The sequence below is a fragment of the Streptomyces sp. NPDC006925 genome, from assembly GCF_042869575.1.
GTDB lineage: Bacteria > Actinomycetota > Actinomycetes > Streptomycetales > Streptomycetaceae > Streptomyces.
In genome coordinates, this window is sequence record NZ_JBIAGB010000006.1 from 214814 (window position 1) to 230381 (window position 15568).

The window sequence follows — 15568 nt, forward strand, 5'->3', positions numbered from 1 at the left end:
AGATATCAGTCGAAGGCTCAACGCAACCGTGCCACAGACCAGAATGCGACGCGGAGCCTGATGCCGATCCCGGTGAGCCAGCTGATCAAGCGATGCGCTTTGAGGTCCAACGGCCGACAGGGACGTGGGCAGGCCGTCGGCTGAGGGTTGGGGAAGCCGGTGCGAGTGCCGGTCTCGGCGTTGTAAAAGTACCGCCAGGAGTAGTCGCCCGCCAGCGGCCCTTGGGCGCCGGGGATGGTGACGGTGGAGGTGTGGGCTTCGCCGTCGACGTAGCGGACCGTGGAGTCCAACCGGCCCTTGGCTCCCTTGTCGTAGCTCCAGGCGGCCCGGATGGTGTCGCCTTCCTTGAAGGCTGTCTTTCGGCCGAGGGCATCACAGGCGGTGGTCAGGTGGTGCCGCGGACGTCGGTGGTCTCCACCGGCTGGTCGAGCGTGTCGTAGCCGATGGCGCGTTTGCCCTTGTCGGGGTCATCGGCACTGGTCTGCCGACAGCGGGCGGCGTAAGTCGACTTCCAGCGGTTGCCGGCCGCGTCCGTGAAGCGGATAGGCCATCCCGTGGATGCCGTAGCGAGCGATACCGGAACCGAGACAGCATTCCGACAGCCTCTCCGGCTTCCGGATGCGTCACGGTCCCAAAGGGGCGGCCGGGAGAGGTGCCGCCCCTGCGAACCGGGCATTGCGCCGGGGCACCAAGCGCGCCTGCGGCGGCACGTTGCGGGAGGGCCGTGGAAGCACACCGTAAACGTGCCTGTGAGCACCAGGGTATGCGTGATCACGAGGGGACCGGGAGCTGTGCCCATGCCGTCTTCCGTCGCCACGCTCGGGAAAGCCGAAGCAGCTCCGAAACGGTACCGACGGCGACCACGGACGCGGCTCGAGCTGAGGGCCTGCACGGCGGGACGGGCGAAGATCTCGGCTTGTGCAGCAGGCACCGGAGCTCCTGGTGGCCGAGTACCACCTCATCGCCTGACTGGTCGTCAGGTCGAGTCAGCGCAAATCCAGCAATCGGAACCCCCGACAGATTCAACTATCCCGACACGTAGGTTGACCTGCACAAACGCAAGCCTCGCAACCCCGACCATCCCCGCTTGACGTTCCGGCAGAACTCCACGACATCCACCCGCGAGAAGCCCCCGACCTGCATCAACGCAAGTAAAAGGGGTCCACTCGAAAGACTCACACATTGAAGCGGCATCTGTAGTGCAGAGCTCCCACCTGCGGAAAGGCGGGTTTTGCAGGGGCCATCCCAGCACCATCCCAGCACGGGCGTTCTATCCCAGCACCATGCGGACGAGCCGGTCCGCTCCAGTTCGCCTCCTCGGACGGCAGGAGCGTCGCGCCCGGAGGATGCGGGCCGCATGGCGCAGTGCAGGACCTGCCGACACATACCGAGGCGACCCTGACCGCCGAGCCGCACTGCGCAGCGTGACCTCACGCACTGTGACCGACCCTCCACAACCGGCTCCCCCCAGACAGGACAGGAGTACTCCGCCCCGCCAGCGCCGAGAAGCCCCGATCAGGCAGAATCAGAAGCATTACGTCGACGAATAGGGATGCGAGGACGCATGTCGCTGGAGGACAGCACCGGCAGTGCCCGTTCTGCCGCGGCCCGAGAGCACGGTTCGCTGTACAGCCGCTATCAGGACGAGGACTCGATGGAGCCGAGCGGCGGCTTTCGGGTCGAGGTCGGTGCCGACGGCAGCAGCACCGGTGTGGAGCTGGAGCTCCCAGACGCCGAGGGCGAGGGCGACCGCATCACAGCGCCGTACGACCCGTCCAAGATCGAGATCCAGACGCTCAACCCCACCATCAACCTGCTCATGTCCCGGCTGAGCAATGGCATGATCGACCTCGCGCCGGACTTCCAGCGCCGGGTCGGCATCTGGTCGGACGAACAGCAGAGCCGCCTGATCGAGTCGCTGCTCCTGCGCATCCCCATCCCGTCCTTCTACGCGGCGGAACTCGACGACAGTTCCTGGGCCCAGGACAGCTCCTGGGCCATCGTCGACGGAATCCAGCGCCTCACGGCCATCGCGCGCTTCATCGCACCGAACGCGCTCGCCGAAATGACCGGGATCGACAAGGGCCCGCTCCTCTTGCGCGGTCTGGAGTACCTTCACCAGGAATTCTCCGGCAAGGGCTATCAGGACCTCACCGGCCGCCTCCAGATCCGGCTCAATGAAACCCAAGTCGTCGTCCACGTCATCCGGCCCGGCACCCCCGAGGCCGTCAAGGACAACATCTTCGCCCGTATCAACACCGGCGGTCTCCCCCTCACCCGTCAGGAGATCCGGCACGCGCTCATCCCGGGCCCGGCGCGACAGCTCCTCTCCTTCCTCGCCGATTCGGACGAGTTCACCTCGGCTACCGGCAACGGCGTCTCCAGCGAGCGCATGGCCGACCGCGAGATGGTGTTGCGCACCCTCGCCTTCAGGCTCTCCCCGCCCGAGTCCTTCAAGGCCCAGGACTTCGACCAATTCCTCGCGCTCACCATGCGGCAGATCAACCGCCTCACCGCTGACGAACGTGACACCCACACAGCCGACTTCAAAGCCGCCATGGTCACGGCCGAGCGGATCTTCGACGGCCATGCCTTCCGCAAGCTCTACCCAGGCCAGGTCCGCCGCTCACCGGTCAACAAGGCCATCTTCGAGGCGATTGCCGTGAACCTCGCCGAGCTCACCCCGGACGAGCGCAACACGCTGGTAGCGTCCCGCGAGAAGGTGGTCGATGGCTTCCAGGAGCTCATGACCGAGCAGAGCTTCGAGCGAGCCGTGTCCGTCGGCACGGGCGACCGGGCCAAGGTGATGCTCCGCTTCGGCCGGGTCCGCGATCTCTTCCACTCCATCCTGTTCGGCACTGGGAGCAGCACGTAGTGATCACCCAACTGTCCCTGGCCAACTTCAAGGCGTTCCGCTCGGCCGACATCCGGCTCGCCCCGGTCACGCTACTCACCGGCCTCAATTCCTCCGGCAAGAGCACAGTCCTCCAGTCCCTCGCGCTGCTGCGCCAGTCCTACGACTCCGGCATCCTGCAGTCCACTGGAGACGGCGACGTACATGGCGGTTTGCTCCTCAACGGCGAGCTGGTGGAGCTCGGCGTCGGCCAGGACGTCCTCCACGAGGACTTCGTGCGTGACGACGACGAGCCCGACCCGCTGATCGCCATCGGGTTCCTCTTGAACGGCAAGGCAGACTGCAGCTGGTCCGCCCGGTACTCCCCGGAACTGGATGTTCTTCCGCTGCGCCACGGCCCTGCGCATTCCGAAGAGTTGGAGGATTCCTCGCTCTTCTCCCGCCGGTTCCAGTACCTCAAAGCCGACCGCATCGTCCCCGCCACGATCTACCCCAGGTCGCACCACCAGGCGATCGGCCGCGGCTTCCTCGGATCACGGGGCGAACACACCGTCAATTTCCTCCGCCATCACGCTCAGGACGTCGTGCCGGACGGCCCCCTGCGCCACCCGGACGCCATCGGCCACACGCTCCTCGACCACGTCGGTGCCTGGATGCGGGAGCTCTGCCCCGGCATCAACCTGGAGGCGACCGAGATCCCCGGTGTCGACTCCGTCCGCCTGAGCTACGGCTTCGGCGGCACGACCGGCCTGGACTCCTCGCGACGGCGGCGGCCCACCAACGTCGGCTTCGGTCTCACGTACGCGCTGCCGATCGTCGTCGCCTGCCTGTCGGCCGCCCCCGGAAGCCTCATCCTCCTGGAGAACCCGGAGGCGCATCTCCACCCACGCGGCCAGTCCCGGATGGCCGCGCTCATCGCGGCGGCCGCGTCGGCCGGCACTCAGCTGATCGTCGAGACGCACAGCGACCACGTCCTCGACGGCACGCGTCTTGCCGTCAAGCAGAACCGGCTGACAGCCGGCGACACGGCCATCCACTACTTCCGGGGAAATGGGGCGGAAGTAGAGATCGTCACACCGTCGGTCGGCGAGGACGGCATGCTCTCGGAGTGGCCCGAGGGGTTCTTTGACGAGACCGACCACACGCTCGACCAACTCCTGGACTGACTGACCACCCGAGTTGGCACCGGCGCTCTTTGTCGCGTCCCAGGGGAGGGGACATCCGTGCTGCTGCTGTTCTTCAACGAGAAGTCCTGCACATCACAGATCACACAGGACGAGGCCCGCAGGGCCATGCACGACTTCATCCGCGTGTGCCGCAACACATGGAAGATCTATCAGGGCACCACACTGGTGAGCGAAGTACGCCTGGAGGACGTAGAGATCGCTCCGGGCTACTACCTACAGCAGTGGCGCAACGAACCCCGCAACCGTGATGCCTGGCAGTTCATGCGCAGGACGCTGCAGCGCAAGGCCCCGCTCGCCGGCGTCCTGCCGAAGCCGCCAGACAACCAGGACTCCGAATACCGTCACGACGGCACGCCGGTCCTCGGCCTGGCCGCCGCCCACCTCATGAACTCCCCGGCGGTCAGCCTGCCCACGGCCTCCTGCTGGGACGCGCCCTGGCTCAAGGTTGCGTACGAGATCCTCGACGAGGACGACTACCTCCAGGACATCGCGGACGTCAGACACATGGCGTCGGACACACACGTCACGAATCACGAGGAGTGGATCCGCGACACCGCCGCCTCGACCGTGACCACGGGGGCGGAGCTGTGGGCCCAGCGCGAGAACCTCTTCCCGCACCTTCAGTTCGTCCCCGGCGTGGAGCAGAACCTTCACGACCTGACCGTCACATCCCTGCCCTCCGTCCGCCAGGAACTGCTGCGCCTCAACACCGCGGCGGAGAACTGGCGGCCCGGAGAATCGGAACCGTCCTGGGTCGCCAAGGTCGTCCCTGAGAGTGAGACCCGCATCAAGCAGGGCCTCTGCACCTTCACGGACTCGGACGGCAGCAAGCAACTATTCAGCCTCCACAGCCGTTTCAACCCCAGGCCGGGACGCATCCACCTCCGCCTGATCACGGATGAGGGCAAGATCCGTATCGGTTACGTTGGCCGCAAGCGCCTGACAGACGGAGTACCACGGAGTTCACGCTGAGCCACGCTCTGCGAGCTGCTCCGGCCGGGCCGCAGAGCTGATCCGTGCTCGTGCCCTATCGGTCCCGGTCATACCGAGTTGCCGGTCGTCTGCCGAGGGTGTTCCGGACCCGTCCTCGGCGGGACGGCCCACAAGGGGGTCGACGGTCGTACGGCTCCAGGGCTTCATCCGTTCGCACGCCGTGAGCGGGCTGCGCCGGGCAGGCAGCGATGGCACGAAGATCGGTGAGAAATCGGCCAGTTCGAACCACTCCCGTCTTCCCCACGAGAACGTCCTGGTCGCAGGGCCGCTCGGGACAGCCAGTGACGAAAAGGGGCATCGTTGGCCATGGCTCACTTCGCGCCAACGTCGATTTCCGGGGCGATGCCAGTGAACCTGGCGGTCACTTCCCCGGCCCCTGGGGCGGCGAGGTGGTCTGCGTCGGGACGCCGTCGGCATCGCGGCCTCGATCGGCTCGGTCGGCGATGCCTACGACAACGCCCTCATGGAGAGCACGATCGGCCTGTTCAGGACCGAGCTGATCAAGCCCCGACGTCCATGGAAGACGCTTTCCCAGGTCGAACTCGCCACTGCCGAGTGGATCGACTGGTACTGCCACCGCCGACTACACAGCGAAATCGGGCACATCCCACCCGTCGAATACGAAACCAACTACTACCTCACAACCACGAAACCCCAGGTCACAGCCACAATCTGGAGTCTCTACCGAACCCGGAACGGTTCACTGGAGCCCCTACGGACCCCGCTCCTACTGAGCCGGACCAAGGGAAATCACACCGCCACGAGCCGGACCCGCTCGCCGCACAGCTTGGCCATGTCGTCAATATCGGAAGTCAGCATGACCACGGGGCGATGCTGTCGCAGCGCGGCCTCGGCAACGGCCGCATCGATCGCGTACTTGTGCCCGTGCAACCCGGCATTCATCAGCAACTTCGAGGCAGCCCTCGCCTCGTCGTCACCGACCGGGACGACCCGCAGCCCGGAAAGCACCCAGTTCAGGCGTGGCTTGTTCGTACGTGCGTGGACGGCCTCGATGATGGTGAGCGCACTGATCACGACCTCCATGCCGCGCGAGCGCGCCTCAGCGATCAGAGCCACCACCTGTTCTTCGTCAGCGAGCAGCTTCGAGAGTCCCTCGCTGTCGAGGACGAGCGTCCCCTCGTGACTCAGCCTGCGGCGGGCCACTCGGCCTCCTCGGCGAACACCTCGTCGAAGACCTGCCGCGCCCGCTGACGAGCCTGCTCGGAGACCGGCCCCTTGCGGCTCTCGTAGTCCGCCAGGTACTCGTCCAGGACCTGCCCGCGCAGCTCACGCTCGACCGCCTCGGCGATGAACGCGGAGAACTCCCGCTTGCCCACCCGAGCCCGGATCGCCTCCGCGGTCCCCTCCGGCAGCGACAAGCTCACCCGCGTCGCTGGCCCTTCCCCGATGCCGTACGTCGCCTCAGCCATGCCCCCGATTGTGTCAAACGAGTAGGAAAAGCGCCACAGCTCGATCAACGCCCCGCTCGCACAAATCCCAGCACGGGCACCCCCATCCCATCCCAACACGATCCCAGCACGGTACGGATGACCAGGGATGACGACAGGTGACGAGGGGTCAGCCATCCCAGCACCATCCCAGCACGGGAAAACGCAAAGGGCCCGACCCTGAAGAGCCGGACCCCTTCTGACCTGCATATTTGCCAGGCCAGCGACGTGGTGCCAAGTCACCCGCTACACGTTGAAGCGGAACTCCACCACGTCGCCGTCGCGCATGACGTAGTCCTTGCCCTCCATGCGGGCCTTGCCGGCGGAGCGGGCTTCGGCGACGGAGCCGGTCTCCAGGAGGTCCTCGTAGGAGATGACCTCGGCCTTGATGAAGCCCTTCTGGAAGTCGGTGTGGATGACGCCGGCGGCCTCGGGGGCGGTGGCGTTCTGCTTGATGGTCCAGGCGCGGGCTTCCTTCGGTCCGGCCGTGAGGTAGGTCTGGAGGCCGAGCGTGCGGAAGCCGACGTGGGCGAGAGTGGCGAGGCCGGGCTCTTCCTGGCCGACGGTCTGCAGCAGCTCCAGCGCCTCCTCCTCGTCCAGCTCGGCGAGGTCGGCCTCCAGCTTGGCGTTCAGGAAGACGGCCTCGGCGGGGGCGACGAGGGCGCGCTGCTCGTCCTTGAAGGGCTCGTCCGTCAGTTCGTCCTCGTCGACGTTGAAGACATAGATGAACGGCTTGGTGGTGAGCAGGTGCAGCTCGTGCAGCGGCTCGGCGCGCTCGGTGCCCTGGGCGATGCCCGCGGAGAAGAGGGTGCGGCCCTCCTCCAGGATGGCCTGCGCCTCCTGGACGGCCTTGACCTGCGGCTGCTTGTCCTTCTTGACCCGCGCTTCCTTCTCCAGGCGGGGCAGCACCTTCTCGATCGTCTGGAGGTCGGCCAGGATCAGCTCGGTGTTGATCGTCTCGATGTCGTCCTTGGGTGAGATCTTGCCGTCGACGTGGACGACGTTGTCGTCCTTGAACGCGCGGATGACCTGGCAGATCGCGTCGGACTCACGGATGTTGGCGAGGAACTTGTTCCCCAGCCCCTCCCCCTCGCTCGCGCCCCGCACGATGCCCGCGATGTCGACGAAGTCGACGGTGGCGGGGAGGACCCGCTGGGAGTTGAAGATCTCCGCGAGCTTGCCGAGTCGGGGATCGGGGACGCCCACGACGCCGACGTTCGGCTCGATGGTGGCGAACGGGTAGTTGGCCGCCAGGACCTCGTTCTTGGTCAGAGCGTTGAAAAGGGTCGACTTGCCGACGTTCGGCAGGCCGACGATTCCGATCGTGAGCGACACGTGGCGACTACTTCCCGTTGCCCCTGGCGGGGGTTCTCCGTAGAGGGGTCTCTTGGCGGACAGGCGGCCCGGAGGCCGACCACCCAGTCTACGGGCGACCGGGACCGCGCTTCCCCGGTGTCGGCCTTACGGGGCCAGGCGGGATCGGTCCGGGGCCGGGGCGGGATCGGTGCGGGCCGCGGTCCGGCGGTCCAGGCGGGACTCGGAGGCGGCTGAACAGCTGCCTGGCGCCGACCGGGCTGCCGGGCCCACGCCCCGTGCGGGAGGCGATCCGGCTGCCGGTACGGCCATCAGGATGCTGCTCGGCGTCCCGGCAGGGAGCACGTCCGGAGCCGCGGTCGCATCCGGCGGACCGGGTGGGCATGGTGCGCCGGACCGGCACCTTTGGCGGAATCCGCGTGTTCATGACGGCCACCACGGGGCCGGAACGCCTACCGTGGCCCGGTGGAGCAACGCAGCGCGCGCACGACCCAGCACGATCCGTACGGGGCCCCTCCCACGGGCAGCCGTGCCGAAGGCGGCGGTGCCGCCACCCGGCAGAGCCCGCGGCTCCCGCATCCGGCAACGCCCGCCCCCGCACCCGCGTCTCCGGGTCGCCGGAAGAAGGCGCAGGCACGGCCCTCCGCTCCGCCGAGAGGCACACCCCGGCGGGGTGCGGGCAAGCAGGCAGGCGGGCGGCAGCGGCCGGCTCGCAGCGGGACGGCCCGGCGTGGTGCGGCCCCGTCGGCACCGCGCCTGACCGGGCTCGGCGTCGGAGTGTTCGCCACGCTGCTGATGGTGCTGATCGGGGGCCTGGTGGCCCTGATGCCCGGCGGGGCGCCCGCCTTCTACGGCATCGGGTTCGTCCTCGTCTCCATGGCCGCCGCCGTGTGGGTACGGCCGACAGAGCTGTTCACCGCTCCGGTCGCGGTGCCGCTCGCCTACACCGCGGGGCTCTTCTTCGCCGGGGGCGCCGGGGACGGCGTCATGGGAGTACTCCAGAACGTCTTCTCGGGTTTGGCCGTGCACGCGGGGTGGCTGTACGCCGGCACCCTGGCAGCCGCGCTTGTCGCCCTCGTCCGGAGGGCAGCCCTCGGCCTGGAGCAGCGCCGCGCCCGGCGGCGCGCTGCGGCAGGGTGAGGGCCGTCGGCCGGTGAGCGGCCCGGAGCGTGCCTCGGCCGACGTCGCCCCGGTGGCGCGGCGTCGAGGGCGACGACGGAGCTTCGCGACAACGGCGCCGTCGGAACCGGTCGGGGCCCGTCGGAGCCGGCGCGGCTGAACGGCGCGCCGGGTCCGGGCTCTGCACCGGCCCGGGCCCGGCCCTGCCCGAACCCGCCCCCGGACCCGGACCCGTCCCCCGGGCCTACGCCCGGGGGACGGCGAGCGCGGTGCGGTGCGGGGCCGGGAGGGGGACCTGGATCCCGTGGCGGGCCACGATGCCGGAAGGGGCTCTGCGCACAAGAAGCACGATGCCGTCGTCAGGCCCGAGTCCGGTCAAGCCGGGCTCGGCCGGACCGACAGGCGGAGGCCGGTGTCAGGTCCAGGCGGAGGCCGGTGTCAGGCCCAGGCGGAGGCCGGTGTCAGGCCCAGGCGGAGGCCGGTGTCAGGCCCGGGCGCGGTCGGCGGCCTCGGAGCGCAGATCGCGGCGGAGTTCCTTCGGGAGCGAGAACTGCATGTGCTCGTCGACGGGCTTGACGATCTCGACCTCGTCCCAGCCGCGCTGCGCCAGCCACTCCAGGACGCCGTCGACCAGGACCTCGGGGACCGAGGCGCCGGAGGACAGGCCGATCGTCTCGACGCCTTCCAGCCACGCTTCGTCGAGTTCTTCCGCGTTGTCGACCAGGTGGCCGTCCTTGGCGCCGTGCGTCAGGGCCGTCTCCACCAGGCGTACCGAGTTGGAGGAGTTCTTGGAGCCGACCACGAGGATCAGGTCGGCCTCCGCGGCGACCTGTTTGATCGCGGTCTGGCGGTTCTGGGTGGCGTAGCAGATGTCGTCGCTGGGCGGCGAGAGCAGGTTCGGGTAGCGGCCCTTGAGCGCGTCGACCGTCTCCATGGTCTCGTCCACCGAAAGGGTGGTCTGGGAGAGCCACACCACCTTCTCGGGGTCGCGGACCTCGACGTTCCCCACGTCCTCCGGGCCGTCGACCAGCGTGATGTGGTCCGGCGCCTCGCCGCTGGTGCCGATGACCTCTTCGTGGCCCTCGTGCCCGATCAGGAGGATGTCGTAGTCCTCCTTGGCGTACCGCACGGCCTCCTTGTGCACCTTGGTGACCAGGGGGCAGGTGGCGTCGATGGTGGCCAGTTTGCCGCGCTCGGCCTCCTCGTGGACGGTGGGCGCGACACCGTGCGCGGAGAAGATGACGATCTCGCCCTCGGGCACCTCGTCCGTCTCCTCGACGAACACGGCGCCCTTCTTCTCCAGGGTCTGGACCACGTACTTGTTGTGCACGATCTCGTGCCGTACGTAGATCGGAGCACCGTACTGCTCCAGCGCCTTCTCCACGGCGATCACCGCGCGGTCCACGCCCGCGCAGTAACCGCGGGGCGCGGCCAGCAGGACGCGGCGGCGGCCCGGAGCGGCGGATTGCGGTGCGGTGGTTTCCGGTGCGTCGTCGGGCCTGCGGGCGGGCGTACCAGTCATGGGTCCATCGTAAAGGCCGTGCTCGCACCGTTCCGGGGGCCGCCCGGAGTGGCGCGGGGCGGCGGAGGCATCCGGCGAGGGCACGGGGGTGCGAGCAGGCGCCGGTGTGCGCCAGGGGCGCGAATGTGCGAGGTACGGCGGGCCTCGTTCCGCGGCGGAGGCTCGTCCCGCGGCGGGGCGCATGACGCGGCCGGGGGCGCATTGCCCACTGCCGTGGGGAGCGTTCTGCGGCAAGCTGGCCCCATGCCTGGAGCCCGCTCGCGCACGGCCGACATCCTCGGGGACAGCCCGGACGGGGCGCTGCGGCGCAGTCTGACGCTGCGCGACCTGATCGTCTATGGCCTGCTGTTCATCGCACCGATGGCGCCGGTGGGCATCTACGGTGCGCTGGACGCGCGCAGCCACGGTGTGGTGCCGCTGGTGTACGTGGTCGCGACGGTGGCGATGTCGTTCACGGCCTTCTCGTACTCCCGGATGATCCATACGGTGCCGCAGGCGGGCTCCGTGTACGCGTACGCGCGCGCCGGCCTCGGGCCCGGCGCCGGCTTCGTGGCCGGCTGGATGATGATGCTGGACTACCTGCTCATCCCGGCCGTCGCCTACCTGTTCTCCGGCATCGCCATGGCGCAACTGGTGCCCGAGGTGGACCAGTGGATCTGGACGGCCCTCGCGGTGGTGGTGACGACAGCGCTCAATCTCTCGGGGGTGCGCCGCGCGGCAGTGGTCGGATTCCTGGTCCTGGCCATGGAGATCCTGGTGCTTCTGGTGTTCGTGGCAGCCGCGCTGGTGGTCCTCGTGCAGGACGGTCCCGAGCGGGGCTGGCTCTCCCCGGTCACCGGGGACCGCGCCTTCTCGCTGACGGCGCTGCTGAGTGCGGTCTCCGTGGCGGTGCTCTCCTTCCTCGGCTTCGACGCCATCGCGAACTTCGCCGAGGAGGCGCGGGTCGGCAAGGGCGACCGCGCCACCCCGGTCGCCCGTGCCCTGGTGTGGTGCCTGCTGGTGACCGGGGTGCTCTTCGTCGTCCAGACCTATCTGGCCGCGCTGCTGTCGCAGGACTCCTCGCAGCGGCTCGCCGACGATCCGGCCTCCCAGGGTGCTGCCTTCTACACGGCGACGAAGGCGGCGGTGGGCGGCTGGCTGGAGACGACGGTGGCGGTGAGCAAGGCGATCGGTGCGGCGTTCGCGGCGCTGGCCGGGCAGGCGGCGGCCGCGCGGCTGCTGTACGCCATGGCGCGCGACCGGCGGCTGCCGCGGGTACTGGCCGAGGTCGGCAACCGCACCGGGGTTCCGGGGCGGGCGCTGCTGCTGAGCGCGGTGCTGACGCTGTGCGCCGCGGTGTGGGCCGCGCGGGCCGCCGACGGTCTGGACCGCCTCGTCTCCGTCGTGGACATCGGCGCCCTCTTCGGTTTCGGCATGCTGCACCTGTCGGTCATGGGCTACTACGGGCTCGGCCGACGGGAGGGACGGCGCCCGGTGGCCCGGGCCGCGGCGCCGGGAGGCTCGACACCCGGGGGTCCGGCGCCCGAAGGCGACGCACCCGGTGCCGCGGCGGGGCGGCGGGCGCACGTGCTGTGGAACTGGGTGGTACCGCTGGTCGGGCTCGGGATCATCGTCGCGGTGATCGTCACGGCAAACCGCGAGGCGCACTGGGTGGGCCTGGTGTGGCTGGCGTTCGCCCTGCTGGCGCTGGCGGTGCTGCGGCGGCGGGACCGGCGGGAAGCGGCAGCCGGGCGGGACACCGCAGCCGGCTGACCACCGCCCGGCCGAAGCGGCCGTGCGGACGGGCGGCCCGGCGTAAGGGCGGGCGTCAGGACGGGCGTAGGGCGGGCGGGCGGAAAGCAGGGGCGCGGAGCGGCGGACGCCGGGAGCGCCGGGCTGTCGGTGGCAGGGCCTAGCCTTCTCGCATGGCTCTCACCACGTCCGCCGAATCCCCGATTCCCGTCAGCGAGGTCTCGCGGCTGATCCGTGGCTGGATCGACCGGCTCGGCGCGGTCTGGGTGGAGGGGCAGATCGTCCAGCTCTCGCCGCGGCCGGGTGCCGGCATCGTCTTCATGACGCTCCGCGACCCCTCCCGCGAGGTCTCACTCAGCGTCACCTGCTTCCGTCAGGTGTACGAACAGGTCAAGGACGTCATCAGCGAGGGCGCCCGAGTCGTCGTGCACGCGAAGCCGGAGTGGTATGAGAAGACGGGCCGTCTCTCGCTGCGCGCCGCGGAGATCCGCCCGGTGGGGATGGGCGAGCTGCTGGCGCGGCTGGAGCGGCTGCGGAAGACGCTGGCGGCCGAGGGGCTGTTCGCGGCGGAGCGCAAGCGACCGCTGCCGTTCCTGCCGCAGCGGATAGGACTGATCACGGGCCGGGCCTCGGACGCCGAGCGGGATGTGCTGCACACCGCGCGGGAGCGCTGGCCGGCGGTGCGCTTCGAGGTGCGGAACACGGCGGTCCAGGGCGTCTACGCGGTTCCGCAGATCATCGAGGCGCTGAACGAGCTGGACGCGCGGGCGGACGTGGACGTGATCATCGTGACGCGGGGCGGCGGCGGTATGGAGGATCTGCTGCCGTTCTCGGACGAGCGTCTGGTGCGTGCCGTCGCGGCGGTGCGGACTCCGGTGGTGTCGGCGATCGGGCACGAGGCGGACGCGCCGCTGCTGGACCTGGTCGCCGACCTGCGCTCGCGCACGCCCACGCACGCGGCGAAGGACACCGTGCCGGATGTCGGCGAGGAGCACGAGCGGGTGCGGGCCCTGCGGGAGCGCGCCTGGCGGGTGATCAACGGGCAGCTGGAGCGCGAGGAGCGCGGCCTCGCGGAGGTGATGAGCCGCCCCGCCATGGCCGATCCGCACGCCATGGTGGTGGACCGCGAGGAGGGGATCACGGCGTTGCTGGACCGCTCCCGGCGGGTGCTCGACCACCGGCTGACCCGCGCCGAGGACGCCCTGGAACACACCCTCGCCCGCGTCGTCGCGCTCTCCCCGGCCGCCACGCTGGAGCGGGGCTACGCGGTGCTGCAACGGGAGGACGGCGCCGTGGTCCGGGACGCCGCGGAGGTCGCGGAGGGCGACCGGCTGCGGGCCCGGGTGGCCGGCGGGGAGTTCGGCGTCGCTGTCGGACCGCACGCATAGGCTGGCCGTATGACGACGGATACGGAAGGTCAGGCCGCAGCGAGCGGCCCGGCGGGTGCCGCGGCGGACGCTGCGGCAGGCGCGTCCCAGGCGGAGCTGGCCTCAGCCGATGCGCTCAGCTACGAGCAGGCGCGGGCCGAGCTGGTCGAGGTCGTGCAGCGGCTGGAGTCCGGCGGCTCGACGCTGGAGGAGTCGCTGGCGCTGTGGGAGCGCGGCGAGGAGCTTGCGGGTATCTGCCGCGCCTGGCTGGAAGGCGCCCGGGCCCGGCTGGACGCGGTGCTGGAAGAAGAAGAGGAGGAAGAGGAAGAGGAAGAGGAAGAAGACGGGGACGCGGAGGAGGACGAGCGGTGAGCCCCGGGCGGTGAAAAGGGCCACAGAGCGCTCGGCAGAGGCACTGCCCGGAAGCAGAACCGACGCCGAGGGCCGGACCTGACCGGCACCCGAGGCGGCCCCGCACCCGACGACGGCCCACCGGCAGCAGCCCACCGATGGCAGCCCACCGGCAGTATTGTTCAAGCTTTAACTAGTGTTGGTTACACTTGTCTCTGCACCCCGAACGTCGTACGCAAAGGCAAGGCACCACCCCATGGCACTCGCCCTCGACCCCGCAGCCCAGGACCTCCTCTTCCGTGAGGCCCGCACCGCCAACACCTTCACGGACGAACCGGTCACCGAGGAGCAGGTCCAGGCGATCTACGACCTGGTGAAGTACGGCCCCACGGCCTTCAACCAGTCGCCGCTGCGCCTCACCCTGCTGCGCTCCTCCGAGTCCCGCGAGCGGCTGCTGGCGCACATGGCCGAGGGCAACGTGCCCAAGACCCGCAAGGCGCCGCTGACCGTGGTCCTCTCCTACGACCTGGACTTCCACGAGCGGCTGCCCGAGCTCTTCCCGCACGCCCCGCACATCAAGGACGCGGTGTTCGCGGAGGAGAGCGCACGGGAGAGCGCGGGTGCCCTCAATGCCGCGCTCCAGGCCGGATACTTCATCCTCGGCGTACGTTCCGCGGGACTGGCCGTCGGCCCGATGACCGGCTTCGACCACGAGGGCGTCGACAAGGAGTTCTTCGGCGACGGCCAGCAGCGCGTCCTGCTGGTCGCCAACATCGGGAAGCCGGGCCCCGACGCGTTCGCGCCGCGCTCGCCCCGGCTCTCCTACGACGACGTGGTGACCGCTCTCTGAGCCACCGTCCCGTGCGGCGCCGCCCTGCGCGGCACCGCGTCCGGCGCTGATCCCGTTCCGCGGTCGGCGTCCCCCGAACCGCCCCCCGCGCGTACCCCCCCCTCGCGCGGGGGGCTTCCCTTTCCGCCGGGGCGATGCCGACGGCCCGCCGGGCCGGACGACGCCCGCCCGTCCGCCAGGCGCGGCGCGCCGCGCGCTATCCGGCCTGCTCGGCGGGGGCCGACGCGGACGGGCTGTCGGCGGGTTTGTGCGACTCGGCGCGGAGGGCTCCGGCCAGCTCGCCCAGTTGCTGGAAGCTCGCCGTACCCGTGACCACCGTCACCGACGTGCCGTCCTCGGCGGTGCGCACCAGCGCGTCGTATTTGGGGCCGCGGTAGCGGGTCCACTCCGCGCCCGCCACGCGCTGCTTCTTCGCCGTCTTCTCCGCGCCCTGGGTGACGTCTTCGACGAACCGCGCCGGCCGCTCCTCGTCGCTCTGCTCGACGGCGGCGTACTCGTTGTCCGGTGTCATGAAGCCCAGGTGCCAGGCGGATCCCAGCGGGCTGTCCGCCTTGTAGCGGACAGAGGTGGCGCGCCACTGGTCGGACAGTCCCTGCGGCGCGGCGACGGGGTACGGCGCCGCGCGCCGTGCGGACGCCAACTCGACCCGGTAGCCGACGGGCTTGACCGGGTCCTTCTTGTCGTCGTGCGGGACGAACAGGTAGACGACCCCGGCGGCGAGAATGATCACTACCAGCGAGATGACCATGTCGCGCACGGCCTGTGCGCCGCGTTTCTTGTCTGCTGCCACGCCCCCATCGTCCCTTATGCCGGTCGACGGCCCGCGCGAGGG

14 protein-coding genes and 1 pseudogene are annotated in these 15568 nt (G+C 69.8%); 9 read left to right on the forward strand and 6 right to left on the reverse strand.

The window, feature by feature from the left end; genetic code table 11:
- Nucleotides 1-17: 17 nt before the first annotated feature.
- The gene (locus ACFYNS_RS11630) at nucleotides 18-290 is read right to left on the reverse strand and encodes a hypothetical protein (protein ID WP_360289647.1); all 273 of its coding nucleotides are present in this window, start codon (nucleotides 288-290) and stop codon (nucleotides 18-20) included.
- Nucleotides 291-1564: 1274 nt separating this feature from the next.
- On the opposite strand from ACFYNS_RS11630, the gene ACFYNS_RS11635 reads away from it, so the two are divergent.
- From ACFYNS_RS11635 to ACFYNS_RS11650, 4 genes and pseudogenes are all read left to right on the forward strand, one after another.
- Nucleotides 1565-2875 (forward strand): DUF262 domain-containing protein, encoded by a 1311-nt coding sequence (locus tag ACFYNS_RS11635; protein WP_360289649.1) that lies wholly within the window; start codon nucleotides 1565-1567, stop codon nucleotides 2873-2875.
- Entirely contained in the window at nucleotides 2875-4020 is a 1146-nt protein-coding gene (locus ACFYNS_RS11640; RefSeq protein WP_360289651.1) for a DUF3696 domain-containing protein, read from the forward strand. Before ACFYNS_RS11635 ends, ACFYNS_RS11640 begins: the two co-directional genes overlap by 1 nt.
- A 57-nt stretch (nucleotides 4021-4077) precedes the next feature.
- Nucleotides 4078-5013 (forward strand): hypothetical protein, encoded by a 936-nt coding sequence (locus tag ACFYNS_RS11645; RefSeq protein ID WP_388602288.1) that lies wholly within the window; start codon nucleotides 4078-4080, stop codon nucleotides 5011-5013.
- A 433-nt stretch (nucleotides 5014-5446) separates the two neighbouring features.
- Nucleotides 5447-5668: pseudogene (locus ACFYNS_RS11650) on the forward strand (integrase core domain-containing protein); the annotation flags it as partial.
- A 116-nt stretch (nucleotides 5669-5784) separates the two neighbouring features.
- Here ACFYNS_RS11650 and ACFYNS_RS11655 read toward each other — a convergent pair.
- The 3 genes from ACFYNS_RS11655 to ychF form a co-directional block, all read right to left on the reverse strand.
- A complete protein-coding gene (locus tag ACFYNS_RS11655) occupies nucleotides 5785-6198 on the reverse strand; it encodes a DNA-binding protein (protein ID WP_388602290.1) in 414 nt (137 codons plus the stop codon).
- Nucleotides 6180-6464: a hypothetical protein gene (locus ACFYNS_RS11660; protein WP_161224833.1), complete on the reverse strand. Its 285-nt coding sequence runs from the start codon at nucleotides 6462-6464 to the stop codon at nucleotides 6180-6182. The genes ACFYNS_RS11655 and ACFYNS_RS11660 overlap by 19 nt, the downstream gene beginning before the upstream one ends.
- Nucleotides 6465-6728: 264 nt before the next feature.
- Nucleotides 6729-7817, reverse strand: coding sequence for a redox-regulated ATPase YchF (gene ychF / locus ACFYNS_RS11665; RefSeq protein WP_360289657.1), 1089 nt, complete (start codon nucleotides 7815-7817; stop codon nucleotides 6729-6731).
- Nucleotides 7818-8261: 444 nt separating this feature from the next.
- On the opposite strand from ychF, the gene ACFYNS_RS11670 reads away from it, so the two are divergent.
- Nucleotides 8262-8936 (forward strand): DUF6542 domain-containing protein, encoded by a 675-nt coding sequence (locus tag ACFYNS_RS11670; RefSeq protein ID WP_360289659.1) that lies wholly within the window; start codon nucleotides 8262-8264, stop codon nucleotides 8934-8936.
- 463 nt (nucleotides 8937-9399) lie between these two features.
- On the opposite strand, the gene ACFYNS_RS11675 is transcribed toward ACFYNS_RS11670, so the two are convergent.
- A complete protein-coding gene (locus ACFYNS_RS11675; RefSeq protein WP_360289661.1) occupies nucleotides 9400-10437 on the reverse strand; it encodes a 4-hydroxy-3-methylbut-2-enyl diphosphate reductase in 1038 nt (345 codons plus the stop codon).
- Between the two features lie 243 nt (nucleotides 10438-10680).
- Here ACFYNS_RS11675 and ACFYNS_RS11680 point away from each other — a divergent pair, with 243 nt between their 5' ends.
- From ACFYNS_RS11680 to ACFYNS_RS11695, 4 genes are all read left to right on the forward strand, one after another.
- On the forward strand, nucleotides 10681-12189 hold the full coding sequence (locus tag ACFYNS_RS11680; RefSeq protein ID WP_360289663.1) for an APC family permease: 1509 nt from the start codon (nucleotides 10681-10683) through the stop codon (nucleotides 12187-12189).
- Nucleotides 12190-12341: 152 nt separating this feature from the next.
- Nucleotides 12342-13556 carry an exodeoxyribonuclease VII large subunit gene (xseA, locus tag ACFYNS_RS11685; protein WP_360289665.1) on the forward strand — a complete coding sequence of 405 codons (1215 nt, stop codon included), beginning with the start codon at nucleotides 12342-12344 and terminating at the stop codon, nucleotides 13554-13556.
- Between the two features lie 9 nt (nucleotides 13557-13565).
- Nucleotides 13566-13907 (forward strand): exodeoxyribonuclease VII small subunit, encoded by a 342-nt coding sequence (locus ACFYNS_RS11690; protein WP_388602292.1) that lies wholly within the window; start codon nucleotides 13566-13568, stop codon nucleotides 13905-13907.
- 235 nt (nucleotides 13908-14142) lie between these two features.
- On the forward strand, nucleotides 14143-14736 hold the full coding sequence (locus tag ACFYNS_RS11695; protein ID WP_388602293.1) for a malonic semialdehyde reductase: 594 nt from the start codon (nucleotides 14143-14145) through the stop codon (nucleotides 14734-14736).
- A gap of 196 nt (nucleotides 14737-14932) precedes the next feature.
- Here the strand turns inward: ACFYNS_RS11695 and ACFYNS_RS11700 are convergent, their stop codons facing one another.
- Entirely contained in the window at nucleotides 14933-15526 is a 594-nt protein-coding gene (locus tag ACFYNS_RS11700) for a DUF4245 domain-containing protein (protein ID WP_360289669.1), read from the reverse strand.
- Nucleotides 15527-15568 lie beyond the last annotated feature (42 nt).

Coding starts and splice junctions, on each gene's coding strand:
- ACFYNS_RS11635 (WP_360289649.1), top strand. CDS start 1,565: ATGTCGCTGGAGGACAGCACCGGCAGTGCCCGTTCTGCCGCGGCCCGA.
- ACFYNS_RS11660 (WP_161224833.1), bottom strand. CDS start 6,464: ATGGCTGAGGCGACGTACGGCATCGGGGAAGGGCCAGCGACGCGGGTG.
- ACFYNS_RS11675 (WP_360289661.1), bottom strand. CDS start 10,437: ATGACTGGTACGCCCGCCCGCAGGCCCGACGACGCACCGGAAACCACC.
- ACFYNS_RS11680 (WP_360289663.1), top strand. CDS start 10,681: ATGCCTGGAGCCCGCTCGCGCACGGCCGACATCCTCGGGGACAGCCCG.
- xseA (WP_360289665.1), top strand. CDS start 12,342: ATGGCTCTCACCACGTCCGCCGAATCCCCGATTCCCGTCAGCGAGGTC.
- ACFYNS_RS11690 (WP_388602292.1), top strand. CDS start 13,566: ATGACGACGGATACGGAAGGTCAGGCCGCAGCGAGCGGCCCGGCGGGT.
- ACFYNS_RS11695 (WP_388602293.1), top strand. CDS start 14,143: ATGGCACTCGCCCTCGACCCCGCAGCCCAGGACCTCCTCTTCCGTGAG.